This window comes from Nocardiopsis salina YIM 90010, from assembly GCF_000341025.1.
Lineage (GTDB): Bacteria > Actinomycetota > Actinomycetes > Streptosporangiales > Streptosporangiaceae > Nocardiopsis > Nocardiopsis salina.
This window is the reverse complement of sequence record NZ_ANBF01000072.1, coordinates 10,774-35,355: the sequence shown is the minus strand read 5'-3', so window position 1 is coordinate 35,355 and position 24,582 is coordinate 10,774. Positions and strand designations below refer to the sequence as shown.

Annotated in this window: 23 protein-coding genes; 2 read left to right on the top strand and 21 right to left on the bottom strand. The window is 70.8% G+C overall.

Translation table 11 applies throughout. The features are described from left to right. Positions 1-10: 10 nt before the first annotated feature. The 6 genes from D474_RS0107180 to ruvC all read right to left on the bottom strand — a co-directional run bounded on the left by D474_RS0107180 (position 11) and on the right by ruvC (position 6,922). Entirely contained in the window at positions 11-2,191 is a 2,181-nt protein-coding gene (locus D474_RS0107180) for a RelA/SpoT family protein (RefSeq protein ID WP_026118251.1), read from the bottom strand. 581 nt (positions 2,192-2,772) lie between these two features. Continuing rightward, positions 2,773-3,330 carry an adenine phosphoribosyltransferase gene (locus tag D474_RS0107175; RefSeq protein WP_017612900.1) on the bottom strand — a complete coding sequence of 186 codons (558 nt, stop codon included), beginning with the start codon at positions 3,328-3,330 and terminating at the stop codon, positions 2,773-2,775. Positions 3,331-3,549: 219 nt separating this feature from the next. Continuing rightward, the gene (yajC, locus tag D474_RS0107170) at positions 3,550-3,906 is read right to left on the bottom strand and encodes a preprotein translocase subunit YajC (RefSeq protein WP_040703131.1); all 357 of its coding nucleotides are present in this window, start codon (positions 3,904-3,906) and stop codon (positions 3,550-3,552) included. Between the two features lie 376 nt (positions 3,907-4,282). After that, on the bottom strand, positions 4,283-5,365 hold the full coding sequence (gene ruvB, locus D474_RS0107165) for a Holliday junction branch migration DNA helicase RuvB (RefSeq protein ID WP_017612898.1): 1,083 nt from the start codon (positions 5,363-5,365) through the stop codon (positions 4,283-4,285). Between the two features lie 34 nt (positions 5,366-5,399). After that, positions 5,400-6,017, bottom strand: a complete 618-nt coding sequence (gene ruvA, locus D474_RS0107160) for a Holliday junction branch migration protein RuvA (RefSeq protein WP_017612897.1) — start codon at positions 6,015-6,017, stop codon at positions 5,400-5,402. Between the two features lie 356 nt (positions 6,018-6,373). Next, positions 6,374-6,922, bottom strand: coding sequence for a crossover junction endodeoxyribonuclease RuvC (ruvC, locus tag D474_RS0107155; protein ID WP_017612896.1), 549 nt, complete (start codon positions 6,920-6,922; stop codon positions 6,374-6,376). Positions 6,923-7,014: 92 nt separating this feature from the next. Here ruvC and D474_RS0107150 point away from each other — a divergent pair, with 92 nt between their 5' ends. Continuing rightward, entirely contained in the window at positions 7,015-7,440 is a 426-nt protein-coding gene (locus tag D474_RS0107150; RefSeq protein WP_017612895.1) for a PPOX class F420-dependent oxidoreductase, read from the top strand. Positions 7,441-7,462: 22 nt separating this feature from the next. On the opposite strand, the gene D474_RS0107145 is transcribed toward D474_RS0107150, so the two are convergent. After that, positions 7,463-8,344 carry a LysR family transcriptional regulator gene (locus tag D474_RS0107145; protein ID WP_017612894.1) on the bottom strand — a complete coding sequence of 294 codons (882 nt, stop codon included), beginning with the start codon at positions 8,342-8,344 and terminating at the stop codon, positions 7,463-7,465. Between the two features lie 165 nt (positions 8,345-8,509). Between D474_RS0107145 and D474_RS0107140 the strand changes: the two genes are divergently transcribed. After that, positions 8,510-9,568, top strand: a complete 1,059-nt coding sequence (locus D474_RS0107140) for a tartrate dehydrogenase (RefSeq protein ID WP_017612893.1) — start codon at positions 8,510-8,512, stop codon at positions 9,566-9,568. 102 nt (positions 9,569-9,670) lie between these two features. Here the strand turns inward: D474_RS0107140 and D474_RS0107135 are convergent, their stop codons facing one another. The 14 genes from D474_RS0107135 to D474_RS0107070 all read right to left on the bottom strand — a co-directional run bounded on the left by D474_RS0107135 (position 9,671) and on the right by D474_RS0107070 (position 23,975). Then, positions 9,671-10,102 carry a DUF4282 domain-containing protein gene (locus D474_RS0107135; RefSeq protein ID WP_017612892.1) on the bottom strand — a complete coding sequence of 144 codons (432 nt, stop codon included), beginning with the start codon at positions 10,100-10,102 and terminating at the stop codon, positions 9,671-9,673. 166 nt (positions 10,103-10,268) lie between these two features. Continuing rightward, positions 10,269-11,015, bottom strand: coding sequence for a YebC/PmpR family DNA-binding transcriptional regulator (locus tag D474_RS0107130; protein WP_017612891.1), 747 nt, complete (start codon positions 11,013-11,015; stop codon positions 10,269-10,271). Next, positions 11,012-11,617 carry a pyridoxal 5'-phosphate synthase glutaminase subunit PdxT gene (gene pdxT, locus D474_RS0107125; RefSeq protein ID WP_017612890.1) on the bottom strand — a complete coding sequence of 202 codons (606 nt, stop codon included), beginning with the start codon at positions 11,615-11,617 and terminating at the stop codon, positions 11,012-11,014. Before pdxT ends, D474_RS0107130 begins: the two co-directional genes overlap by 4 nt. Before the next feature lie 16 nt (positions 11,618-11,633). Next, on the bottom strand, positions 11,634-12,545 hold the full coding sequence (gene pdxS / locus D474_RS0107120) for a pyridoxal 5'-phosphate synthase lyase subunit PdxS (RefSeq protein ID WP_017612889.1): 912 nt from the start codon (positions 12,543-12,545) through the stop codon (positions 11,634-11,636). 413 nt (positions 12,546-12,958) lie between these two features. Next, complete coding sequence (locus tag D474_RS0107115) at positions 12,959-13,471, bottom strand: hypothetical protein (protein ID WP_017612888.1); 513 nt, start codon at positions 13,469-13,471, stop codon at positions 12,959-12,961. 17 nt (positions 13,472-13,488) lie between these two features. Then, positions 13,489-14,769: a glycosyltransferase family 4 protein gene (locus D474_RS0107110; protein ID WP_017612887.1), complete on the bottom strand. Its 1,281-nt coding sequence runs from the start codon at positions 14,767-14,769 to the stop codon at positions 13,489-13,491. Continuing rightward, positions 14,766-15,749, bottom strand: coding sequence for a phosphatidylinositol mannoside acyltransferase (locus tag D474_RS0107105; RefSeq protein WP_017612886.1), 984 nt, complete (start codon positions 15,747-15,749; stop codon positions 14,766-14,768). The genes D474_RS0107110 and D474_RS0107105 overlap by 4 nt, the downstream gene beginning before the upstream one ends. Positions 15,750-15,790: 41 nt before the next feature. Then, a complete protein-coding gene (gene pgsA, locus D474_RS0107100) occupies positions 15,791-16,417 on the bottom strand; it encodes a phosphatidylinositol phosphate synthase (protein ID WP_017612885.1) in 627 nt (208 codons plus the stop codon). Positions 16,418-16,510: 93 nt separating this feature from the next. Continuing rightward, complete coding sequence (locus D474_RS0107095) at positions 16,511-17,080, bottom strand: HIT family protein (RefSeq protein ID WP_017612884.1); 570 nt, start codon at positions 17,078-17,080, stop codon at positions 16,511-16,513. A gap of 128 nt (positions 17,081-17,208) precedes the next feature. Then, complete coding sequence (locus D474_RS0107090; protein ID WP_017612883.1) at positions 17,209-18,879, bottom strand: DUF885 domain-containing protein; 1,671 nt, start codon at positions 18,877-18,879, stop codon at positions 17,209-17,211. Positions 18,880-19,027: 148 nt separating this feature from the next. Beyond that, on the bottom strand, positions 19,028-19,621 hold the full coding sequence (locus D474_RS0107085; protein WP_017612882.1) for a GTP-binding protein: 594 nt from the start codon (positions 19,619-19,621) through the stop codon (positions 19,028-19,030). Between the two features lie 34 nt (positions 19,622-19,655). After that, complete coding sequence (locus D474_RS0107080; protein WP_394296522.1) at positions 19,656-20,072, bottom strand: DUF742 domain-containing protein; 417 nt, start codon at positions 20,070-20,072, stop codon at positions 19,656-19,658. Between the two features lie 101 nt (positions 20,073-20,173). Continuing rightward, positions 20,174-20,575 (bottom strand): roadblock/LC7 domain-containing protein, encoded by a 402-nt coding sequence (locus D474_RS0107075; protein WP_017612880.1) that lies wholly within the window; start codon positions 20,573-20,575, stop codon positions 20,174-20,176. A 232-nt stretch (positions 20,576-20,807) separates the two neighbouring features. Beyond that, positions 20,808-23,975 carry a sensor histidine kinase gene (locus D474_RS0107070; RefSeq protein ID WP_026118250.1) on the bottom strand — a complete coding sequence of 1,056 codons (3,168 nt, stop codon included), beginning with the start codon at positions 23,973-23,975 and terminating at the stop codon, positions 20,808-20,810. Positions 23,976-24,582 lie beyond the last annotated feature (607 nt).

Here is a 24,582-nt window from a genome sequence, read left to right as displayed (position 1 = left end):
GGCCCCTCTTCTAGTTGCGCACGCGGTAGACGTCGTAGACGCCGTCGACCCCGCGCACCGAACGCAGGACACTGCCCAGGTGTGCGGGGTCGGCCATCTCGAAGGTGAAGCGGCTCTGGGCGACCCGGTCGCGGCTGGTCTGCACGGTCGCCGACAGGATGTTCACGTGCTGGTCCGAGAGCACCCGGGTGATGTCGGACAGCAGGCGGGAGCGGTCCAGGGCCTCCACGTGCAGCGCCACCAGGAACATGGAGTCCTCGGTGGGCGACCACGCCACCTCGACCTTGCGGTCGTCCTCGAGGGTCTTGGCGTTGGCACAGTCGGTGCGGTGCACCGAGACGCCACTGCCGCGGGTCACGAAACCGACGATGTCGTCTCCGGGCACGGGCGTACAGCACTTGGACAGGCGCGCCCACACGTCGGCGTCGCCCTGAACCACCACGCCCGGGTTGCCGGTGCGGCTCTGCGGCACGCGCGCGGCCCGAGAGGGCAGGGCCTGTTCGGCAATGTCCTCCTCGTGGCTGTCCAAGCCGCCCATGGCGTCGACGAGCTTGGAGACCACGCTCTGCGCGCTGACCTGCCGCTCGCCGACGGCCGCGTAGAGGGAGTCCACGTCCTGGTAACGCAGGTCGCTGGCGAGGGCGATGATCGCCTCCCCACTGAACATGCGCTTGACGGGGAGCTCCTGCTTGCGCATGACCTTGGCGATCTCCTCCTTGCCCTGCTCGATCGCGGCCTCGCGGCGTTCCTTGGTGAACCAGTGCCGGATCTTGTTGCGGGCGCGGGCACTCTTGACGAAGTTGAGCCAGTCACGGCTGGGCCCGGAGCTGGGGTCCTTGGAGGTGAGGATCTCGACGGTCTCGCCGTTGTGGAGTTCGTTCTCCAGCGGGACGAGTCGACCGTTGATCCGCGCGCCGACGGTGCGGTGGCCGACCTCGGTGTGCACGGCGTAGGCGAAGTCGACCGCGGTGGCGCCCTGGGGCAGGGAGATGACGTCGCCCTGCGGGGTGAAGACGAAGACCTCCTGCACCGACAGGTCGAAGCGCAGGGACTCCAAGAACTCACCGGGGTCCTTGGTCTCCTGCTGCCAGTCGATGAGTTGGCGCAGCCACTGCATGTCGGTAGTGCCCTTGGCCTTGGGCTCACCGCCGGAGCCGCGGTCCTCCTTGTACTTCCAGTGCGCGGCGATGCCGTACTCGGCGCGGCGGTGCATGGCGCGGGTACGGATCTGCAGCTCGACCGGGTTGCCCGAAGGACCGATGACCGTCGTGTGCAACGACTGGTACATGTTGAACTTCGGCATCGCGATGTAGTCCTTGAACCGTCCGGGCACGGGGTTCCACCTGGCGTGGATGGTCCCCAGGGCCGCGTAGCAGTCGCGGACGCTGTCCACCAGGACCCGCACGGCGATGAGGTCGTAGATGTCGTCGAAGCCCACGTTGCGGGCGATCATCTTCTGGTAGATCGAGTAGTAGTGCTTGGGGCGTCCGCGGACGGTGGCCTTGAGCTTGGACTCCCGCAGGTCCGCCGAGACCGCCTCGATGACCTCCTGCAGGTACACGTCGCGGCGGGGGGCGCGTTCGGAGACCAGGCGCGCGATCTCGTCGAAGCGCTTGGGATAGAGGGTGGCGAAGGCCAGGTCCTCCAGTTCCCACTTGATGGTGTTCATGCCCAGCCGGTGGGCCAGCGGGGCGAAGATCTCGAGGGTCTCGCGGGCCTTCTTCTCGCGTTTGGCCTTCTTCGGCAGGTAGCGCAGGGTGCGCATGTTGTGCAGGCGGTCGCACAGTTTGATGACCAGCACACGGATGTCGCGGGCCATCGCCACGACCATCTTGCGCACCGTCTCGGCCTGAGTGGCCTCGCCGTACTTGACCTTGTCGAGCTTGGTGACGCCGTCCACGAGCTCAGCGATCTCGTCCCCGAAGTCGGACCGCAGTTCGTCGAGGGAGTACTCGGTGTCCTCGACGGTGTCGTGCAGCAGGGCGGCGGCCAGGGTGGCCTCCTGCATGCCGAGCTCGGCGAGGATGGTGGCGACGGCGAGCGGGTGGGTGATGTAGGGGTCGCCGCTCTTGCGCTGCTGGTGGCGATGGTAATACGCGGCGACCTCGTAGGCGCGCTCGATCAGCCGTACGTCCACCTTGGGGTGGGTCGCACGCACGGTCTTGATCAGTGGTTCGAGCACCGGGTTCATCGTCACTCCCCGCTGGGCGCCGAGCCGTGCGAGTTTCCTGCGGACCCGCACGGTCGAGGGCGTCGTGGCCGGCGGAGCCTGCCGGGTCGCCCCGCGCTCCGTACCGGATGCACCGGAGGGCGCCGCATCGTTCGCGGCGCCCTCCGGGCTCTGCTGTTGGTCTGTGGTCGGCGCATGGGACCGTTCGGGGCGGTCCTGGTGGCCGGGTGTTGCCTGGTCGCCCTGCTGCTCGCTCGCGGATACCGCCCCGGTCGAGACCACTTCGCTCGGCATGCCTACCTCCCGCGGTTCCGCCCGGTCGGAGCGCGGAGAGGTGTCCCGCCGGCTCCCCCGGTGCACGTGCGTGTCATCAGGGTCAGTCGCTGACGTGACCGCAACGGTGTCTCCCCACCCAGTCTAAGGACCTCGGCCGTCGCCGCGGGAGGTCACCCGAACGGGTCCGATGCCGGCCCCGTGATGCCGGTGCCACCACATCGAGTGAGGCCAGTCACACAGTTGGTGACGTCGGGGCCGGCACAGGTCAACGATGACGGGCCCCGGTGCATTCCCGGGCAGTTGCCGATCGCCGACGCGCGCCGGGGTCAGACCGAGAGGAGAACGTGCGGCTCCACGTCGGGCATCTTCTCGCGCCCGCGGAGCGCTCCGAGCTCCATCAGGACGGAGAATCCCACGACCGTACCACCCGCCCTGTGCACCAGGTCCACCGCGGCCCTGCCGGTCCCGCCGGTGGCGAGGACGTCGTCGACGATGAGCACACGGCTGCCCGGGACGATGGCGTCGGAGTGGATCTCCACGGCCGCGGTGCCGTACTCCAGATCATAGGACTGCTCGATGGTCGCCGCAGGCAGTTTCCCGGCTTTGCGTGCCGGCACGAAGCCCGCTCCGAGTTCGAGGGCGACCGGCGCCCCGAGGATGAACCCGCGTGCCTCGAGCCCCACGACGTGGTCGACACCCTGCCCCCGGTAGGGGTCGGCCAGTGCCTCGACGCCCGAGCGCAGGGCGGAGGCGTCGTTGAGGAGCGGGGTGATGTCCTTGAACAGGATCCCGGGCCCGGGGTAGTCCGGGATGTCCCGGATACGGGCGAGGAGCTGCTCGGTCACGGCCGAGCGCTCGGCGCCGGTGGTGGTCTCGTGCGACATGGACGGTGGTGCCTTCTGCTGGAGAACATGGCGGCACCGGCCCCGGGTCGGCGGGGCCGGTGCCGTGAGACGTGGACGCCCCCTGCAGCCGCCGGGCCACAGGGGTCGGGTACGTGTGAGACGGGTCCCGGAAAGGCGATCGGACACACGTCGGCCCGGCGCCGACGCGGGAGCCCGTCGGGGCTGCCGACCGGCGGCGGACCGAGTCCGCCGGGGCCTCTAGCCCTTGGGCTTGTCGTCGTCGCCGAAGTCGGGACGGTCCTCGACCGGGGTGTCGTCCACCTGAGGGCTGTTGATCTGGGCGATGCCGGCCTTGAGCATCCGGATACGGGTGCCGGGTGCGATCTCCAGAAGAATGTCCTCGTCGTGGACCTCCACGACGGTGCCGAAGATACCGGCCTTGGTCATGACCTCGGTGCCGGGGCCGAGGGAGCTCTGCATCTGCTGCTCCTCCTGCCGGCGCTTCTGGTTCGGGCGCCAGAACAGCAGCCAGAAGACCAGAAGGATGAGGCCGAACATGATGAAGGTGCTCATCAGGCTGCCGCCTTCGGGGGCGGCGTCGGCGAGAGTGTACATGCCCTCCTGCACGGGGCGTCCTTCCTGAAGTCTGCTCTTGGCCGACGGTGGGTTGGACACCGTGTCGACCATGGTCCACCGGGCGGGTCGGGACGGGCCCCGGCACTTCGCCCAGCATCTACAACGCGCGAGGACGCGTCGGCGTTCCAACGGGTGTCGAAGAGCACCGAAGGCGAGGACGTTTCCCCGCTGTTCGCGTTCGCCCCAGCTTAGGTCGCGGACGAGACCGGCCGCTCTGCGGCGGTGGGCCGAACGGTCAACGATTCGGTACCGACACACCCGCGTCCGTCTCATTGTGCCCGGATCGGTGGCATCTGTCAGTACCTGCGGCCGGACGGTGGACAGGCCCGTTCGGAGGGTGACCGGGGCCCGGGGCTCAGGGGGTGACCGGGGCACCGGTCCCGGTGTCGGCCGCCGCCCCGGCACCGAATGCGGCGTCGGGCGGCGGGGTCAGCCCCATGTGGTTCCAGGCCAGGGGCGTGGCCACCCGGCCCCTCGGAGTGCGGGCCACAAAACCCGACCTGACCAGGAACGGCTCGGCCACGGCCTCCACGGTCTCGGACTCCTCCCCCACCGCGACGGCGAGGGTGGACAGCCCCACCGGACCGCCGCGGAACTTGGTCATGAGGGAGTCGAGGATCGCGCGGTCCAGGCGGTCGAGCCCGGAGGCGTCGACCTCGTACAGGTCCAGGGCCGCTCGGGCGGTGTCGAGGGTGAGGTTTCCGTCGCCGCGGACCTCGGCGTAGTCGCGTACGCGCCGCAGGAGGCGGTTGGCGATACGGGGGGTACCGCGCGAACGCCGGGCGATCTCGGCCCCGGCCTCGGCGGCCATGGGCGCGTCGAGCAGTCCGGCAGAACGGTGCAGGATGCGCTCGAGCTCCTCGGGGTCGTAGAAGTCCATCTGCGCGGTGAACCCGAAGCGGTCACGCAACGGAGCCGGCAACAGACCGGCCCGGGTGGTGGCACCGACCAGGGTGAACGGGGCGATGTCGAGCGGGATCGCGGTGGCGCCCGGGCCCTTGCCGACCATGACGTCGACACGGAAGTCCTCCATGGCCACGTACAACATCTCCTCGGCAGGGCGGGCCATGCGGTGGATCTCGTCCAGGAACAGCACCTCGCCCTCCTGGAGAGTGGAGAGCACCGCGGCCAGGTCGCCGGAGCGTTCGATGGCCGGGCCGGAGGTGATGCGCAGCGGAGCGTTCAGTTCTCCGGCGATGATCATGGCCAGGGTGGTCTTGCCGAGCCCGGGCGGGCCCGACATGAGCACGTGGTCGGGGGCGCTGCCACGGCGCTGGGCACTGTGCAGGACCAGGGAGAGCTGTTCGCGCACCCGTTCCTGGCCGACGAAATCGTCGAGCGTGCGGGGGCGCAGTGCGCGTTCGGCCTGCTGCTCCTCCGAACCGGCCTCGGGCGAGACCGCCTCGCGCTCGTTGGCACCCGGGTCGGGCTCGTACATGGCGTGCTTCCTCCTGGTTCCGGGGACCGCGGGCTCAGGCGCGACTGAGCTTGCGCAGGGCGCTGCGCAGCAGGACGGTCACGTCGGTGGTCTCCTCGGCCTCCGCCGACACGGCGGTGGCGGCCTGTTCGGCGTCCTTGGAGGACCATCCCAGGTTGACCAGGCCGGTGACGACCTGCCCGCGCCAGGCGCCCTCGGGGGTGGAGGCCCCGGCCGGTTCGGTCTCGGGCAGGGTCCCGTCGGTGAGGACGGGCGCTTCCAGTTTGCCCGCGAGTTCGAGCACGATGCGCTGGGCGCCCTTCTTGCCGATACCGGGGACGCGAGTGAGGGCGGCGGTGTCCTCGGTGGCCACGGCCTGGCGCAGGCCGTCGGGGCTGTGCGCGGCGAGCATGGACATGGCCAGGCGGGGGCCGACACCCGAGGCGGTCTGGAGCTGCTCGAACATGTGGCGTTCGTCGTCGTCGGCGAACCCGAACAGCGTCATGGAGTCCTCTCGGACCACGAGGCTGGTGGAGACGCTGCCCTCCTCGCCCACGCGGAGGCCGGACAGGGCCGCGGGCGTGCACTGGACGGACATGCCGACGCCGCCGACGTCGATGACGGCGCTGCCCGCGCCGCGTGCGGCCACCCGGCCGGTGAGGAACGCGATCATCTGGTGCGGGGCACTGCGGGGGCGCCCGCCTCCTTCCTGAGAGCACAGTCTTCCTGGGAGCACGGCCTTCGGGGAAGGGCCCTCCCCGGCGAGAGCCTGCCGGGCGCGGGGCGCCTTCCCGGGGTCGGGGGTCGGGCTGCGCCGCGCTGCCTCGAACGTCCGTTCGCACCATGCTAACCGCCCGTGGTCCGGTGCGGCTCGCAGAAGGCGGCACCGCGATCGCTCGGACGCGACCGGGGTCCGGGTCCGGGTTTTCCCCGGCGAACGCTCGCCCTGCTCCACCGTAACGAACCTCGAACGGAGAAACCGGGACGCGGAGATCGGACACGTGCGCACGTGTGCCGTTCCCGGGCGGTTCAGGAACGCCGCGCCCGGCGGGCCAGCTCGACCTTGCGTGCGAAGTCCTGCTGGGCCTGGGCGACCCGGGCCTTGGCCCCACCCCGCCAGATGTGGCAGATGGCCAGTGCAACCGCGTCGGCGGCGTCCGCGGGTCTGGGCGGGGCATCGAGGCGCAGGATGCGCGCCACCATGGTGCCCATCTGCTTCTTGTCGGCGCGGCCGCTGCCGGTGATCGCGGCCTTGGCCTCGCTCGGTGTGTGCAGCGCCACGGGCAGTCCGCGGCGGGCAGCGCACACCAGAGCGACCCCGCTGGCCTGCGCCGTGCCCATGACAGTGCTCAGGTTGTGCTGGGCGAAGACCCGCTCGACCGCAACGGCGTCGGGGCGGTGTTCGTCGAGCCAGGCGTCGATCCCGCGTTCGATCGCCACGAGGCGGTCGGGAAGTTCCTGGTCGGCACCGGTGCGCACCGCGTCGGCACCGAGCAGCGAGAGCGGGCGGCCGATGGCCCCCTCGACGGCCCCGACACCGCACCGGGTCAGTCCGGGGTCGATCCCCACCACGCGCACAGGCCCCACCCTTCTCGCACCTCTGGTCGCCCGCCAGCCTAACGCGGCGCGTCGGTACGGGCGCGGTCCCGGGAGCCCGCCAGCATGGGGCCATGAGCTCACTCGACGACCCGCGCGTCCGGGACTTCCTCCAGCACAGCACACGCACCGCCCACGTCGCCTACACCGCCGGCGACGGCCGTCCCCTGGTGGCGCCGGTCTGGTTCGTGCTCGACGGTTCCGACCTGGTGTTCAACACGGGCGTCCAGAGCGCGAAGGGCCGCTCCTTCGCGCGCGACCCGCGACTCGCGCTGTCCGTGGACCTGGAGGAGCCCCCGTTCGGGTTCGTGCAGGTCCAGGGCGAGGCTCAGCTGTCGGAGGACCCGGCCGAACTCCTGCGCACCGCCACCGAGATCGCCGCCCGGTACATGGGGCGCGACCGCGCCGAGGAGTTCGGCCGCCGCAACGGGGTCCCCGGCGAGATGGTGGTGCGGGTGCGCCCGACCAAGGTCGTCGCCGAGATGGACATGGTCGCCTGAGCTGTCCCCGTCCGCCGCCCCGTCAGGCCGGTGCGCCCGTGGCGTGCTGGACGAAGGCGCGGGCGGCGGCGGTGAGCGGCCCCTTGCGGCTGACCAGCGACACGTGCAGGTGGTCGGTGGGTTCCAGGTCCAGGGCCAGCGCCCCGGAACGTTCGGCGAGCCCGCGCCAGGCGTCGGTGACCACCGCGTACCCGGCCCCGTCCAGCACCAGCGGCAGCAGCGAGACCCTGTGCTCGGTCTCGACCGCGATGCGGGCGTCCAGCCCCTCGTCGAGCAGCCGGTCGACGAAGCGGCGCATCCCCGATCCCCGGTGTCCGACGATGAGCCGGTGCCCCGCCAGATCGTCGACGGACACCGGTCTGCCGTGCGGGAAGGGCCCTTCGGCGGGGACGAGCAGCACGAACGCCTGCCGGGTGAGCGGATGCACCCGCACCTCGGTCCCGTCGGCCGGACCGTCGGTGGCCACCACCCCGAGTTCGCAGTCGCCGGTGCGCACCATCTGCACCACGTCCCGGTCGGTGAGCGCGCCCCGGACAGAGACCGAGACCCCCGGATGGTGTTCGGTGAAACCCGCGATGATCCCGGTCAGGGGTTCGATGGCCTGCGTGCCCAGGGTCGCCACGTCCACGCGCCCGGTGTGCAGCCCCTGGACCGATTCCACGGCAGAGCGTGCCAGGTCGAGGCCCCGCACGGCCTCACGCGCGGGCGCGACGAGTGCGTGCCCGGCCTCTGTGAGCACCACACGGCGTCCGATGCGGTGGAACAGGTCACTGCGCAGGTCGCGTTCGAGGGTGCGCAGAGACTGCGACAGAGAGGGCTGGGACAGGTGCAGGGCTGCGGCCGCACGGCCCACACCGCCGTGGTCGACGACGGCGAGGAAGTACTCCAGTTGCCGCACGTCCACCCGGTCGCTCCCCTTGTGTCGCCGATGCCGCGGACCTCCTCATAAGTCCGGCCTATCAATGTTATCGGGAACCGGTCTTGGACGCCGTCCGCCTCGGCCTGCTGTGATCGGCACCGCCCCTGCCCCGTCGATCCCGCCCCACCCCGGCAAGAGCCAGGAGAGCCCATGAAGCGTTACCGCATCGCCACGATCCCCGGGGACGGGATCGGCGCGGAGGTCCTCGTACCCGCCACCGCCGCGGTGGACCGGATCGCCCGGCACCACGGGTTCGCCGTGGAGTACGACGAGTTCGACTGGTCGTGCGAACGCTACGCCCACACCGGGGCGATGATGCCGGAGGACGGCCTGGACCGGATCCGCCACCACGACGCGATCCTGCTCGGCGCGGTCGGCTGGCCCGGCGTGCCCGACCACGTGTCCCTGTGGGGACTGCTCATCCCGATCCGGCGTGCGTTCCGGCAGTACGTGAACCTGCGCCCCATCACGGTGCTGGAGGGTGTGCCCAGCCCGGTCACCGCCGCCCGGCCGAGTGAGGTCGACTTCGTGGTGGTGCGGGAGAACAGCGAGGGCGAGTACTCGGCGGACGGAGGGCGTTACGACCGGGGCACGGACGACGAGCGCGCCGTACAGGAGTCGGTCTTCACCCGCACGGGTGTGGAGCGGGTGGTCTCCTACGCCTTCGACCTGGCCGAACAGCGGGGCGGGCGCCTGACCTCGGCGACCAAGTCCAACGGGATCGTGCACACGATGCCGTTCTGGGACGAGCTGGTGGCCGAGCGCGCCGCCTCCCACCCGGGTGTGGCATGGGACCAGGAACACATCGACGCGCTGGCCGCCAAGATCGTCCTGGACCCGGCCCGCTTCGACGTGATCGTGGGCTCGAACCTGTTCGGCGACATCCTCAGCGACCTGGCCGCAGCGGTCGCGGGCGGGATCGGTATCGCTCCCTCGGCCAACCTGAACCCGGAGCGCGAGTACCCGTCGATGTTCGAGCCGGTGCACGGCTCGGCACCCGACATCGCCGGCATGGGCCTCGCGAACCCGCTGGGCGCGCTGTGGTCGGCGTCGATGATGCTGGACCACCTGGGCGAGGCCGAGGCCGGCGGTCAGCTGCTGGCGGCCGCGCGCGAGGTGTTGGCGGAGGGTGCGGTGCGCACCGGTGACCTGGGCGGGGACGCCTCCACCGACCAGTTCGCCGCCGAGGTCCTGCGCCGACTGCCCTGACCGCCCGCCCTCCTCGGCGGCACGGCCCCGGCACAGCGCTGCTCCCCCCACAGCACAGACCCCGCCGCTCCCTTCGAGGGCACCGGCGGGCTCTGGAGGGTCCTACATGCCCCCGCGATTGCGGATGGCGGTGAGGTCCTCGCTGATCCGGAAGAGCACGATGAGCGTCTCCATGATGATGCGCGAGAAGAGCACACCCATGGCACCGCTGATCAGGGTGATGACCAGCAACGCGAAGCCACCGAAACCCGAGCCGTCGGCCATCACGACGAACGAGCTGATCACACCGGTGAGCGTGCCGAACGCGATGCCGACGAGCCACAGGATCCAGACGATCGGGATGACCCTGCTCGTGACGAAGTTCTTGAAGGAGAAGTCGAAGAGCGACCCGAAGAAACCGGCCCGCTGGGCCGACTGCTGCGGGGGCATCACACCCGGCCCTCCGGGGCCCGGCTGGTAACCGTAGCCCGGGTGGGCCTGCTGCTGGCCGTAGTACTGCGACGGGTCGTAGGGCTGTTCCGGGGGGTTGCTCATGGGCAGGTCCTCGTCAACTGTCGTGGATGGGGGTCCACACGGGGGAACGCCGCGTGTGGTCGGCAGGTGAGTACTCTACCGACTCGGCGTGCACTCCGGGTGACGCGGCCCCGGTGAGCGCCCGGGCCGGGTGGAGCCCCCGCGCCGGGGACACCACCCGTCGGCCTCACAGCTCGGCCAGCACCTCGGCCGGGAAGTCGGCGTTGGTGAAAACGTTCTGCACGTCGTCGGCGTCCTCGAGTGCATCCACGACCCGGAGCACCTTCTGGGCGGTCTCGGAGTCGACGGGGACCTCGACGCTGGGGAGCCAGTTGGTGTCGGCGGAGTCGTACTCGATACCGGCCTCCTGCAGGGCGGTGCGGACGTCGACCAGGTCGCTCGCCTCGGAGACGACCTCGAAGGACTCACCGAGGTCGCGAACCTCCTCGCCCCCGGCCTCCACCACGGCGAGGGTGATGTCGTCCTCGCTGGTGTTCTCCTTGGGGACGATGACGACGCCCTTGCGGGTGAACAAGTACGACACGGAGCCGGCGTCGCCCATGCTGCCGCCGTTGCGCGTCACGGCGGTGCGCACGTCGGAGGCGGCGCGGTTGCGGTTGTCGGTCAGGCACTCGACGAGCATCGCGACACCGCCGGGGGCGTAACCCTCGTACATGATGGTCTGCCACTCGGCGCCGCCGGCCTCCTCACCGGAACCGCGCTTTCGGGCACGCTCGATGTTGTCGGCCGGGACCGAGTTCTTGCGCGCCTTCTGCATGGCGTCGTAGAGCGTCGGGTTGCCCTCCGGGTCCCCGCCACCGGTCCGGGCAGCCACCTCGATGTTCTTGACCAGCTTGGCGAAGAGCTTGCCGCGCTTGGCGTCGATGACGGCTTTCTTGTGCTTGGTGGTGGCCCACTTCGAGTGGCCGCTCATGAGAGTCCTTTCGCGATGTCGACGAAGAGCCGGTGCACGCGCGCGTCGCCGGTGAGTTCGGGGTGGAAGGACGTCGCCATCAGGCCGCCCTGTCGTACGGCGACGATCCTACCGGGCCCCTCCTCGGCGGGGAGGCGACCGAGCACGGTCACGGCCGGACCGACCGACTCGACCCAGGGGGCACGGATGAAGACCGCGTCGAAGGGGTCCTCACCGATGCCGTCGAGGCGCACAGCGGTCTCGAAGGAGTCCGCCTGGCGCCCGAACGCGTTGCGGCGCACCGTCATGTCGATGCCGCCGACGGTGGTCTGGTCGGTCGCGCCCCCGAGAACACGGTCGGACAGCAGGATCATTCCCGCGCACGTGCCCAGAACCGGCATACCTGCGGCGATCCGCGCCCGCAGCGGCTCGACCAGACCGTACCTGACGGCGAGTTTGCCCATGGTCGTCGATTCGCCGCCGGGAACGACCAGCGCGTCGACGGTCTCCAGGTGCTCGGGGGCGAGCACCTTGGCGGTGCGCGCCCCCGACCCGTCCAGCACGTCGCGGTGCTCGGCGGTGTCGCCCTGGAGTGCGAGGACCCCGATGGTGGGCGGTGTCACAGCGCTGCCCCCGCCGTCACCAGCCGCGGCCGGCGTAGCGCTCGGCCTCGGGCAGCTCGTCGACGTTGATCCCGACCATGGCGTCGCCCAGGCCGCGGGAGACACGGGCGATCACGGAGGGGTCCTCGTAGTGGAGGGTGGCCTGCACGATGGCGTCGGCGCGCTTGGCCGGGTCGCCGGACTTGAAGATGCCGGACCCGACGAAGACGCTCTCGGCGCCGAGCCGGCGCATGAGGGCGGCGTCCGCGGGGGTGGCCACACCGCCCGCGGAGAACATCGGCACTGGCAGGCGGCCGGCGCGGGCGACCTCGGCGACCAGGTCGTGCGGGGCACGGAGCTCCTTGGCGGCTCCGAAGAGCTCGGCGGCGTCGAGGGTTCCGAGGCGCTTGATGTCGGAGACCAGCGACCGCATGTGGCGGGTGGCCTCGACGACGTTGCCGGTCCCGGCCTCGCCCTTGGAGCGGATCATGGCGGCGCCCTCGGCGATGCGGCGCAGGGCTTCGCCGAGGTTGGTGGCCCCGCAGACGAAGGGCACGGTGAACGCCCACTTGTCGATGTGGTGGGCCTCGTCGGCGGGGGTGAGGACCTCGGACTCGTCGACGAAGTCGACGCCGAGGGACTCCAGGACGTGGGCCTCGACGAAGTGCCCGATGCGGGCCTTGGCCATGACCGGGATGGAGACCGCGGAGGTGATGCCGTCGATCATGTCGGGGTCGGACATGCGGGCGACGCCGCCGTCCTTGCGGATGTCGGCGGGCACGCGCTCGAGCGCCATGACGGCCACGGCACCGGCGTCCTCGGCGATGCGGGCCTGTTCGGGCGTGACGACGTCCATGATGACGCCGTTCTTGAGCTGTTCGGCCATGCCCCGCTTGACACGCTGGGTACCGACGGCGTTGTCGGCCGTGCTGCTTGCGTTGTTGACCACGGTGGTGGGATCCCGTCTCTTCGTCGACAGTGGGCCCGGGCCACGGGTACACGGGGGTGTACCTCGTGTCCCGTTCCCGGGTCTACCAGCGCCCCACCTTAGTCACCCCGTTCATCTGGAGTGTCCTCGGGATCGATGTTTATGCCGGTAACAGCGGCTCCGTCCCCCGGGACGAAGCGTCCCAGAGGCGAACACCACACCTAGTGATGGGCATTGTGTCCGAGGGGTGAAGCCGAAGGGGCGAAGGGGTGGGGTGTTGCCTCGGGGGTGGTGGTTCGGCGGGGCCGGGATCATAGCCCGGCCGGGCCTGCATTCTGGGTCGGGGATCTTGCTACCAGAGCCAATATCGACGCTGAACCCTGCTCTGGTAGCAAGATCCTCGCCCGCGTCACCAACCTCACCGAACGCCACACCTAGGGCCGACGGGTGTGCGGCGGGTGGTCGTCCATCTCGAAGAAGTCCGGCAGGTCGGCTCCGCCCGCCAGGCGCAGGCCGCGCACCAGGCGCGAGCGCCGGGCTCTGCGGGTGTCGGCGACGGCGTCATTGTGGAACGTGCGGGCCAGATGCACACCCTTGGCGGACTCGGTGATCTCACGCAGGAAGGGAACCGCGGCCTCGGGCAGACCGGGGCGTTCCAGTTCGCGCCGCAGCGCGCTGGACAGGCAGCTCTCCAGGAACTCGCGTTCGTGGGACCCCGCCCGCCGCGCCGCGGTGGCGGCCTCGGCCAGGCCACGGGAGGCATCCGCGGCGAGCACGTCTGCGGCCGCGAGGTCGAGCACCGCGGCGCCCCGGCGCAGCAGCGCGGCGTCCAGCGCTGCCCAGGACGTCTCGACCCGGTGATGGAGCCGGTCCAGCCGCGTGGCCCGCCAGGACAGGTAGAACCCGATGAGCAGCGGGACCAGGACGATCGCGACCGCCAGGGCCACGAGGGCGGCGTCCCCGTTCAGAAGCGCTCACCCCGTCCGCCCGCGCGCCCGTACGGCCCGCGCCGGCCCCGTACTGCCCCGGGGCGCCCGCGGCGAGGACGTCCGGGCCTGGGCCCCGCTCCGCGCCGCAACAGCGCGGCCGGGCTGGGGCCGGAGGAGGTGTGCACCCTGTTCCGCTCCCCCGTGCCGCCGTGCAGCACGGTCTCGTACACACGCACCACGTCGGAGGCCACGGTGCCCCAGTCGTAGGGCTGGACCGCCTCGCGTGCGGCCCCGGACAGGTACGCGCGGCGCCCGGGGTCGGCGAGCAGCCCGTCAGCCGCGCGTGCCAGGTCGGCGGCGTCACCCGTGGTGAACAGCTCGCCTGCCCGCCCCCCGTCGAGCACGGCTTCGAAAGCGGGCAGGTCACTCGCGGCGATCGTGGCCCCCGCCGCCATTGCCTCGGTCAGGACGATGCCGAAGCTCTCCCCACCGAGGTTGGGCGCACAGAACACGTCCGCGGAGTGGTAGGCGCGCACCCGGTCGGCGTCGTCCAACCGGCCCGGGAGGACCACCCGCGCGCGCAGGTCCTCGGGCACGGCCTCCAGGGCCGGACCGGGGTCACCGGGACCCGCGACCAGCACTCTCAGCCCGGGGTGCTCGGGGGCCAGCATCACGAAGGCCTCGAGGAGCGTGCCCAACCCCTTGCGCGGTTCGTCGACACGCCCGAGGAACCCCAGCGCACCGCCCTGCCCCGGCCACCCAGGCAGTGGTTCGGCGTTCGCGAAGGACGCCGTGTCCACCCCGTTGGGGATGAGCACGGCGTCACCCCCCACGTGCTCGACCAGAGTCCGGCGGGCGGCCGTGGAGACGGCGATGCGCCCGTGGATCTTCTCCAGGGCCGACCGCAGCGCCCCCGAGCTCGCCGCCATCGCCCGCGACCGCGGGTTGGCGGTGTGGAAGGTGGCGACCATCGGCCCCTCCGCCGACCAACAGGCCAGCAGGGACGTACTCGGCGCGGAGGGTTCGTGGATGTGCAGGACGTCGAACTCCCCGGCTGCGATCCAGCGCCGCACCCGGCGTGCGGTGCGCGGACCGAAGCTCAGCCGGGCCACCGACCCGTTGTAGGGCACCGGGACAGGACGTCCGGCCGGAACCAGGTACTCGGGCAGGTCCGCGTCGGGGTCCCCGACCGGTGCCAGCACCGACACGCCGTGCCCCATCCCGGTCAGCGCCCGAGCCAGGTCCCCCACGTGCTGCTGCACCCCGCCGGGCACGTCCCAGGCGTAGGGGCACACCAACCCGACCTGCAGGCTCACACCGGCCGCCCTGTCTGCTCGGCCCCCTGCACGCGCCCGCGTTCCGTCGTGCGGATCACGGAGCCGAGCTCCTGTTCACGGCGATGGGCCCGGTCCTCCTCGTGGTCCGCGGCGAAAACGGGCTGCAGCATGTGCCAGTCCTCGGGGTGTTCGGCGATGGCGCCCTCGAAGACCCGGGCCAGGGCCTGGGTGGTGTCGTGGATGCGGTGCGTGCGCGAGTCCCCGGGCGCGACCGGGACCTCCTCGTGCACGCGGATGTTCCAGAACGGCCCGTCGTACCAGAGCGAGACCGGCATGAGCGCGGCGCCGGTGTTGAGCGCCAGCGCCGCGGGGCCTGAGGGCATACGCGCCTTCTCCCCGAACAGGTCGACCTCCAGACCGGTCCCGTTGAGGTCGCGGTCGGCGAGCAGGCACACGAGTCCGCCCTCACGCAGGCGGCGGGAGAGCGTTCCCACGGTCCCTGACCCGCCGGTCAGCGGCAGCACCTCCATTCCCAGGGACTCCCGGTAGGCGGTGAAGCGCCGGAACAGGGACTCCGGCCGCAGCCGCTGGGCCACGGTCGTCAGCGGGGTGCCCTGCATGGTGATCCAGGCGCCGGCGTGGTCCCAGTTGCCCATGTGGGGCAGGGCGGCTATGACCCCGCGGCCGGCGTCCAGGTTCTCCTGCAGCACGTCGATGCCTGTGGCCCGGGTGTGGGAGAGCACGTGGTCGCGGCCCATCGCGGGCAGCCGGAACATCTCGTAGAAGTAGCGCATGTAGGAGCGCATACCGGCCTTCGACAGCGCCCGCAGTTGCGCGTCGGTGCCGTCGGGTCCGAGCAGGCGGCGCAGGTTGCGTTCCAGCCCTCGGGTGCCCTCGTCGTGTGCGCGCCAGGACCGGTCGGCCAACTGCCGGAACACCGCGCGCCCCACGTGGTCCGGCGAGCGGCGCAGCACCGCCCACCCCGCGGCGTAGGCCAGGTCGGCCGTGCGTTCGTCCACCTCGTGCTCCCCTGTCCTCGGTGTCCGGGCGTGCGCGGCACTCAGGCCTCGCGCGCGGCGTCGCCCTGGCTGCCGTGTGCCTGGGCGTTGCGGTCGCCCAGGCGCGTGCGGGTCTCCACGAGCCGCTGCAGGATCGTCAGCAGGGTCATCGCAGCGAGCAGCCAGAGGCCGCCGGCGAGCACGTAAGGCACGCCCAGCCCGCCGACACCGACCGCCACCAGAATCACGACCAGGCGCTCGGTGCGCTCGGCCACGCCCACGTCGCAGTTGACGCCCAGCCCCTCGGCGCGCGCCTTGACGTAGGAGACCATGAAGCCGCTGATCATGCAGAACAGGGTGAGCCCGGCGAGCACGGAGTCGTCGCCGTCGGCGATGAACCACCACATGAGCCCGGCGAAGATTGCGGCGTCGGCGACACGGTCCAGGCTGGAGTCGAGGAACGCGCCGAACTCGCTCGCGGTGTCCTTGGCCCGGGCGACCGCCCCGTCGAGCATGTCGAAGAGCGCGAAGACGGTGATCACCACCGACCCGGCGTAGAGGTGCCCGCGCGGATAGAAGTACAGGGCGCTCGCGATGACACCCGTGGCGCCGATGAGCGTGACGATGTTCGGCGTGAGGCCGATGCGGGCCAGGCTCCGGCCGAGCGGAGCGGTGACCCGGGAGACCATGGGGCGAAGGATTCTCAGCATGTCTTCTTGTGATCGTAGGGCGGAAGCGGTCCCCGGACGGGGAACCGGACCCGGTGGGGGTGGCGGGGGCGTCTACCGCGGCGGCCAGTGCTCGACGAGTTTCGCCCGCGTCTGCTCGAGCATCTCGGGCAGCACCTTGGTGTGCCCGATGACCGGCATGAAGTTGGTGTCGCCGCCCCAGCGGGGCACGATGTGCTGGTGCAGGTGGGCGGCGATGCCCGCTCCGGCCACCGTACCGAGGTTCATACCGACGTTGAAGCCGTGGGGACTGTAGGCGGCGGTGAGCGCATGGATCCCGGCCTGCGTGAGTTCACCGAGCTCTGCGGTCTCGTCCGCGGTCAGGGAGGTGTACTCGGAGACGTGGCGGTAGGGGCACACGAGCAGGTGGCCGCTGTTGTACGGGTAGAGGTTGAGCACCGCGTATGTGTGCTCGCCGCGGGCCACGAGGAGCCCTTCGGGATCGCTGAGGCCGGGTGCGCGGCAGAAGGGGCAGCCTTCGTCGGCGCCCGGGCCGGTGGGTCTGCCCTCGCCCTTGATGTAGGCCATGCGGTGGGGTGTCCACAGACGGTCCCAGCCGTCGGACTGTCCGGTGCCCGCCCCGGGCGGGTGCTGGGCCTGTTCGGGGTCGTTGTCACCGCGCATCGTGGGTCCGTCTCTGGTCGGCCGTCCGGCTTCGGGTTCCTCTCACGAACCAGCATAGGAGCGCGCGGAGGCGGACCACACCGGGCGGGGCCGTGGGCCCGTACGCGGCGGCCCGCCCGGTGTCTGCGTCACAGTTCCAGGAGCGCGCGCAAGTGGCGCGGCGGAGGGGAGCCGTGGGCGAGCATCAGGTCGTGGCGTTCGCGCTCGCTCAGCTCCGGTCGGGCCTCGGCCAGGTCGCGGGCGATGGCGGCCATCTCCGAGTATCCGACGTAGTAGGTGGACAGCTGGGCGCTGGTGAGCTGGGCTCTGCGCCACTTACCGACGGCCTCTCCCTCCTCCTGGTGCCCGCGTTCGGTGAGCAGGCTGAGCGCTTCCTCCTCGGTGAGGTCCCCGGTGTGCACCCGTACGTCGAGGATCGCATTGAGGATCATGCGCAAGCGGGTCTTGAGACGAACCAGGCGCAGGGCGAGGTCCTGACGCCGGCCCTCGCCCTCGCGGGCCCCGCTCCAGCCGTGGCCGGCCATGACCTCCTCGGCGTGCACCGCCCAGCCCTCGACGAAGGTTCCGCTCATGAAGAGCTTGCCGACACGGGTGGCGCCGTCGTGGCGGGCGGCGTGGGCGAGCTGCAGGGCGTGGCCGGGCATGCCCTCGTGGACCATGAGGTTGCGGAGCATCGCCCCGTTGTACTCGCGCAGGAACGACTCGCGGCGCTCGGCCGGCCAGTCGTCCGGCGGCGGGGAGACGGCGATGAAGGTCGGCTGTTCGTGTGCGTCCGGGTCCAGGGGGCCGGGCGGCCGGCAGTAGGCGACAGCCACACCGCGGCGCGACTCCGGCATGGGAACCACCTGGACAGGGTCGTCGTACACGGTGGCGATGTCGGCCTCGCGGGTACGGCGGTACAGGTGTTCCAGGGCCCGTTCGCCGGTGGGACGCAGGTCCTGCGAGGTGACCGGGTGGTCGTCGGCCAGGGCGGCCAGCACCTCGGCGACCTGACCGGGCCTGCGGGGCCGCCCCTCGTACTCGGCTGCGGCCTCCGCCATGGCCTCCTCGGTGGCCAGCAGGTCGCTCTCGGCCCGCACGAGCAGGGCGTCCGGGGACAGTTCGGAATCCAGGGTGTACCAGAGCTGGGCGGCGTAGGAGCGGGCGCCCAGACGGGGGTCGGCGTCGGCGAACCCGAGCTCCGTGCGCAACCAGGACTCGTGCTCCTCAAGCGCCTCCAGCGCCCGGCCGGCGGCGCTCTTCAGCGCGGGCCCGGCCTCGCTGTCGCCCTCGGCCAGGGCGGGGAGGTCGCGGGTGAGCAGTTCGCGGTCACCGGCCAGCTGGGTCAGCGCGGTCTCCACGTGCACGCGTGGCATCCCGGGCCCCTCCGCCAGGCGGGTACGTGCTGTGGCCAGGTATTCGGGCAGGGCGGAGCAGCGTGAGGTGAGAGCGGCCAGGCGTTCGGGCAGCGGCAGGAGCTCGCGTTCGACGAGGGGAAGCAGGGCCTCACCCGCGGTGTACATCAGGGGGTTCCAGGTGTGCGGCCGCAGTTCGGCCGTGTGCCACAGGTCCGCGCTCACCTTGGTGCGCAGGACCTCCAGGTCGACCAGGTCGCCCGGGGGCAACAGGTCGGGATCGATCTCGTCGAGGGAACCCAGGGCATCGGTGAGCATGGCGGTACGCTGCACGTCGCCCTCGGCCGAGTGGTCGGTCAACCGGTGGGCGCCGCGGGTGTCACCCTCTTCGAGGGCCCACTCCGGGGAGGCCTCCAGGATGGCGTCCACCACGCGTTCGGCGACGTCTCGGAAGCGCAGGGTCATGGCTCGGGCATCGTCCGGGGAAGAGCTCATGCCTCCCATGATGCCAGGACCGGCACTTCCGTCACCGAGCACGCGGAAACCGGGCCGTCTCCCTCTCGGGACCCGGCCCGGTCCCCCGTGTCGGCACGCTCCGAGGAGACCGTCCCCGTCAGCGCCAGGAGGTCTGGCCGCCGGTGGAGGTGGGCTGTCCGGCGGCGCTCTCGGGGTCCCCGATGCTGATGGCGTGCTCGACGAGGGTGATGAGCGTCGACTTGGTCGATGCCCGGTCCCGGGCGTCGACCTGGACGATGGGGATCTCGGGGCTGAGCGTGAGCGCGTCCCGGACCTCGTCGGCCGCGTGGGGGTAGTAGCCGTCGAACCCGTTGATCGCCACGATGAAGGGCAGCCGCGCCTCCTCGAAGTAGTCGATCGCGGGGAAACAGTCCGCGAGACGGCGGGTGTCGACCAGCACGACCGCACCGATGGCACCCTTGACCAGGTCGTCCCACATGAACCAGAACCGGTGCTGGCCGGGGGTGCCGAACAGGTACAGGATCAGGTCCGAGTCGAGGGAGACGCGACCGAAGTCCATGGCGACGGTGGTGGTCTGCTTGTCCGGCGTCTTGGCCAGATCGTCCACACCGACACTGGCGCTGGTCATGACCGCTTCGGTGGTCAGCGGCACGATCTCGGAGACGGAGCCAACGAATGTCGTCTTCCCGACACCGAAGCCCCCGGCGACGACGATCTTGACCGACGTCATCGCGTTCCCCCCAGCACCGCCTTCCTCGGCTGGGCTAGAGCTTGCGAAGTCCACTGAGCACCCTTTCAAGCAGGTTGGTGTTGGGACGGGCGTCGTTGTTGAGCGAGGTCCTGACCTGGACCAGTCCCTGCTCGGACATGTCCGCCACAAGCACCCGTGCCACGCCGAGCGGCATGCGCAACAGCGCGGAGATCTCCGCGATGGAGCGCCACTCGCGGCACAGGTCGCTGATCGCCTGCCACTCGGGCGTCAGCGTCCCAGACTCGTCACGGGCCGTCGGTGTCGCCGAGATCAGCGCCTCCAGGGGAAGCTCCGACTTCGGCTTGGTACGGCCCTTGGTGACCGCGTAGGGGCGCACCAGCGAACTGGGGGCGCCGCCCTGCGCGGATCGTTGATCGTACTGTTGTTGGATTGGTCGAGGAACATCTCCGCCGCTCGGTCCAGACGGCACTCCCCCGCTCGTGGGGGGAGTGCTCGGCTGCTGCCCGAACCACGAGGCGCTCCCGGCATCTCTACTGTGAGGTGCCACCACTTCCTCCTGTCGGTGGTGGATCAGTGGATTCCCGAGGTGCGCGCCGTTGGTGTCAGCGCCCGCCCCGCCCGCTCGACGAGCAGGGTCATCTCGTACGCGACCAGACCCAGATCGCTCTCCGCCGCCGCGAGGACCGCGAGGTAGGAGCCGTCGCTGATGGCCATGATGAGCATCACCCCCCGCTCCATCTCGACGACGGTCTGGACCACCGCTCCACCCTCGAACACCCGGGCCGCGCCTTGCGTGAGGCTCGACAGCCCGGAGGCGATCGCCGCCAGCTGGTCGGCCCGGTCGGCCGGGAACCCTGAGGAGGACGCCAACGGAAGGCCGTCAGAGGAGACGACGATCGCGTGGGCGACATCCGGTACCCGGTCGGCAAAGTCAGTGATCAACCAGTTGAGTTCGTTGACCTGTCGACTCATCTGATCTCCTGTCCAAGTTCGCCGGCTGGTCTTCTCGGCACTGCTACCGCCGGCACGGCATGTGACAGCACTGCCCCTGCGAACAGCCCGACCCCTCCCACGGAGAGACCGGGGGTCTGGTGTTCCGTTCTCGTAGAGCGACGGGTGTTACGCGTCCGAGAAACTCGGTAGATGCTATTGCATCCGGCTTCCGGGAATAAGGGGGACCCCGGCCCACCTGTAGCCACAGACGTCACTCGTGGGGCCCCTCACCGATCTGGTTGCGGCCTTCCCGGACCCCTCGTTGGAACCCGGAGAAGCGGTTGCGAACCCGGTCGGCGCTCCGCGTGGGCACCTGCCGGACATTCTCCGGCTTCGGCGCGGTCCCCGGAACCAGGTTTGCCTTGGGAACGCGTTTTGGCAAGCCCGAGGTCGTCAGCCCCCCGGCGAGCGGCTCCGCCGCGGTGCGTGCGGCCTGCCAGCCGCGGTCGGCCGCAGAGTTCCACTCCTGCTCCGGTTCCGGCGCGTCGGACCCGGCCTGTGGCTGCGCGGAAGCAGTCTCGGGACGCTCTTCCCGGGCAGCCGGGTCGACCTGGCGCAGGGGCCCGGTCTCGGTCGCGTCGACGGTCGGGCCGCCGGTGCGGCGCTTGAACCAGTTGGACTCGATGGCATCGAAGATCGGCAGCGAGTCGGCGCCCTCCCCGCCCGGGCTGGGCGGGACGACGGTGCTGTCGGCCCCCTGACTGCCGCCGTAGCGGCGCGAGAGGTAGGCGGTGGAACCGTAACCGTCTCGGGCACCCTGGTCGGTCTGGGGGGCCTCAGGGGCGGGCTGCTGGTACTGCTCGGCGGTGTCCCATCCGGAGACGGCCGGGAAACTGTCGGTGGAGGGACCGGGGTCCTGGTGGGATCCGAAGTCCTGCCGACCGGCGTCCTGGAAACCGGTGTTGTGGGAACCGGCACCGGCGTCCTGCTGCCCGGCGGAGCTGCTGCGTCCACCGAAGGCATCGAAGGTGTCGCCGTCGGATCCGAACGAACCGGCCTCCTCGACCCGGCGGAACGTGCCGGTGTCGACGCCGTGCCCGTTGCGGCCGTTGGGCGGGGACGGGTCGAACAGGCTGCCGGAGCTCTCCTGGGCGCTGTCCTCGTCCTCGGTGGCATGGTCGTAGGGGTCGACGACGTTCTGGTCCTGACCCGGGGTGACGGCGCTGGTGGCACCGCTGCCGCGGGTGGTCTCCCAGACGGGGCCGGAACCGGTGTCCTCCGGGACATCGCTGCCGGTGTTCCACAGGTCCTGTCCGCTGGGCGGGTGCTCGTCGGCACGGTTGGCTCCGGGACGGCGCTTGGGCAGGCCGCTGAGGTCGCCGGGCGCCTCGCCGACGCCCTGGCCCTGCCAGGGGTCGTCGGGCTCGTCCGCGGCCGGGGTCGCGGCGAAGGCCGCCTCGGCCTCGGCGAAGGTGTCCGGCGCGCCCGTGGTCAGCTCGGGACGGGCCTCGCCGCCGAGGGCGCCCTGGTCGTCGACCGGGGTGATGAGCAGGTCGGCCGGGAACAGCACACTGGCCGTGGTCCCGCCGCCGTGGGCCTCGCTGAGATCGAGGAGGATGCCGTGGCGGTGGGCCAGGCGCGAGACCACGAACAGACCCATGCGGCGCGAGACCGCGACGTCGATGACCGGCGGTTGGGCCAGGCGGGCGTTGACCGCGGCGAGGTCCTCGGGGGCCATGCCGATGCCGCTGTCGGTGACGTCGACGCGGACGGAGCCGTCCTCGAGGGTCTTGGCGCTGACCAGGACCTCGGTGTCGTGCGGCGAGAAGGACGTGGCGTTCTCCACCAGCTCGGCGACCAGGTGGATGACGTCGTTGACCGGGCGTCCGAGCACCGAGATGTGGGAGGGGGCGCGCACGTTCACGCGCTCGTACTGCTCGACCTCGGAGACGGCACCGCGCAGGACGTCGACCAGCGGCACGGGCTGGGCCCACTTGCGGGTGTTGTCCTGACCGGACAGGACGAGGAGGTTCTCGTTGTTGCGGCGCATGCGGGTGGCCAGGTGGTCGAGCTGGAACAGGTCCGACAGGCGGTCGGCGTCCTGCTCGGACTGCTCCAGGCCGTCGATGAGGCGCAGTTGCCGTTCGACCAGGGTCTGGCTCCGGCGGGAGAGGTTGACGAACATCGCGTTGACATTGCTGCGCAGGGCGGCCTCGTCGGAGGCCAGCGTCAGGGCCACGCGGTGGACGTCGTCGAAGGCGCGGGCGACTTCGCCGATCTCGTCCTTGCTGCCGACCTCGATCGGTTCGACCTTGACGGTGTCGGGGACGCTGCCGGCCTCCTGCATCCGGGTGATGGACTCGGGCAGATCGCGTTCGGCGACGCGGCGGGCGCCGTCCTCCAGGGTGCGCAGCGGGCGCACCAGGGAGCGGACCACCAGCGAGGTGAGCACGAAGACGGCCAGGAGCAGGCCGGCGACCACGACGATGTCGATGAGCGCGCGGGCCATGGCGGCATCGCGCAGGCTCTCGGAATCGGAGGCCACTCCCTCGGCGATCTCTTCCTCGACCTCCTGGAGCCGGTCCAGGGCGGTGTTGGCGATCTCCTGGTAGTCGGCCGGACCGTCGTTGGCGGTCACACCGGTGAGGTCGTCGCCGCGGTCGGCGCGGTACATCACCCGCATGCGCATGGTCGAGACCTGGCTGACCTCGAGGCCGGTGAAGTTCTCGTCGAAGACTGCGCGCTGTTCGGGCGAGGCCGCCTGGGTGAAGTTGGCGATCTCGTTCTCGTAGCGGGCGCGGCTGGAATCGATGGCCTCGGAGATACCGCCGGTCATGGAGTTGCGCGACAGGGAGTGCGCCATGAGCGCGGACTCGTAGGAGAGCTGGTCGCGCGCGTTGGACAGCGAAGCCAGCGCCCGCACGCTCTCGCGCAGGTCGGTGTCCTCGGTCTCGTCGGCGATGGTCTGGTTGAAGTCGGCCATGGCCCGCGTGATGGTGCGGTACTTGGTCACGACGGGCAGCACGGTGATGCGGGTGCTGTCGACCTCGTTGCGCAGCGAGTCGAGGGTGTCGAGCTGGCTGTGCATGGCCTGGAGGCGGTTCTCGGCCAGTTCACCGTCGACCTCGCCCATCTCGTCGAGGCGGGCGTTGAGGGTGTTGAGGAGGTCGCGGGACGCGTCGCGCTCGTCCTCCATCTCCTGACGCAGTTCCGCCGACCGCTGCTGCGGGTCGGCGTCGTCGGAGATGTAGATCGCGCTGGCGGTGCGCTCGAGGCCGAGTTGGTTGGCCAGCTGCACGGTGAGGACACCGACCTCGGCACGGTCCACGATGTGGTCGTGGGTCACGGTGGCGACCGAACCCTCGTAGACCCGGAGTCCGCCGAGCACCAGGGCGACGGCGGTGGGAATGACGATGAGAGCCACCAGACGCGAGCGCACCCGCCAGTTACGTGGCCGCCACCATTGGGCTGGACGCCGCGGGGCATCGGCGGTTTCGGCCTGCGCTGCCTCGCTCTTCGCGCCGGCCCCGTTCTTCGTCGCTCGTGTCGACACGGACCCTCGCAACCTTTCGTGTCACCGCTTGGGCACGGCTGTGGAACACCGGGAGCTACCTACCGCTCGGGCCGAGGCCGGCCTCGAGAGCATCGGTACGACCACGTGGCCCACCGGACCGAAGAGCGGTGTGGAATGTGGGGAGATGTGAAGACTGTCCACCGGACTCGCCTGGGGGAGAGGAGCACCGCACCGTGTATCGGTATCAGTGCTGATGCGGTGGATAGCGTACCAATGGGCGCGATCGCCTCGCTTCGGCCCTGGTGCGGCCTCGGAGTACGACCGTCCTCGACGCCTCGCGGTCATCATGCCCTGTTTGGCGGCATTATGACCAATCAGCCTGGTCAGGGTGCGAGTCCGAAACCCACTCAGGCGCATAGGTAACTTTTTGGACACACCGAGTGCTTCGCCCAGAGGGCCTGATGTGCATGACATCGTGACAAGACGTATACGCAGGTCCCAACCGGGGAGTAGAGATGCGTCCAACGTCATG

Bases quoted from the DNA above. Each gene is read 5' to 3' on its own strand.
- D474_RS0107180 (WP_026118251.1), bottom strand. From the start codon at position 2,191: ATGAACCCGGTGCTCGAACCACTGATCAAGACCGTGCGTGCGACCCAC.
- D474_RS0107175 (WP_017612900.1), bottom strand. From the start codon at position 3,330: ATGTCGCACGAGACCACCACCGGCGCCGAGCGCTCGGCCGTGACCGAG.
- yajC (WP_040703131.1), bottom strand. From the start codon at position 3,906: ATGTACACTCTCGCCGACGCCGCCCCCGAAGGCGGCAGCCTGATGAGC.
- ruvB (WP_017612898.1), bottom strand. From the start codon at position 5,365: ATGTACGAGCCCGACCCGGGTGCCAACGAGCGCGAGGCGGTCTCGCCC.
- ruvA (WP_017612897.1), bottom strand. From the start codon at position 6,017: ATGATCGCGTTCCTCACCGGCCGGGTGGCCGCACGCGGCGCGGGCAGC.
- D474_RS0107150 (WP_017612895.1), top strand. From the start codon at position 7,015: ATGAGCTCACTCGACGACCCGCGCGTCCGGGACTTCCTCCAGCACAGC.
- D474_RS0107140 (WP_017612893.1), top strand. From the start codon at position 8,510: ATGAAGCGTTACCGCATCGCCACGATCCCCGGGGACGGGATCGGCGCG.
- D474_RS0107135 (WP_017612892.1), bottom strand. From the start codon at position 10,102: ATGAGCAACCCCCCGGAACAGCCCTACGACCCGTCGCAGTACTACGGC.
- D474_RS0107130 (WP_017612891.1), bottom strand. From the start codon at position 11,015: ATGAGCGGCCACTCGAAGTGGGCCACCACCAAGCACAAGAAAGCCGTC.
- pgsA (WP_017612885.1), bottom strand. From the start codon at position 16,417: ATGGTCTCCCGGGTCACCGCTCCGCTCGGCCGGAGCCTGGCCCGCATC.
- D474_RS0107095 (WP_017612884.1), bottom strand. From the start codon at position 17,080: ATGCGCGGTGACAACGACCCCGAACAGGCCCAGCACCCGCCCGGGGCG.
- D474_RS0107090 (WP_017612883.1), bottom strand. From the start codon at position 18,879: ATGACCCTGCGCTTCCGAGACGTCGCCGAACGCGTGGTGGACGCCATC.
- D474_RS0107085 (WP_017612882.1), bottom strand. From the start codon at position 19,621: ATGACGTCGGTCAAGATCGTCGTCGCCGGGGGCTTCGGTGTCGGGAAG.
- D474_RS0107075 (WP_017612880.1), bottom strand. From the start codon at position 20,575: ATGAGTCGACAGGTCAACGAACTCAACTGGTTGATCACTGACTTTGCC.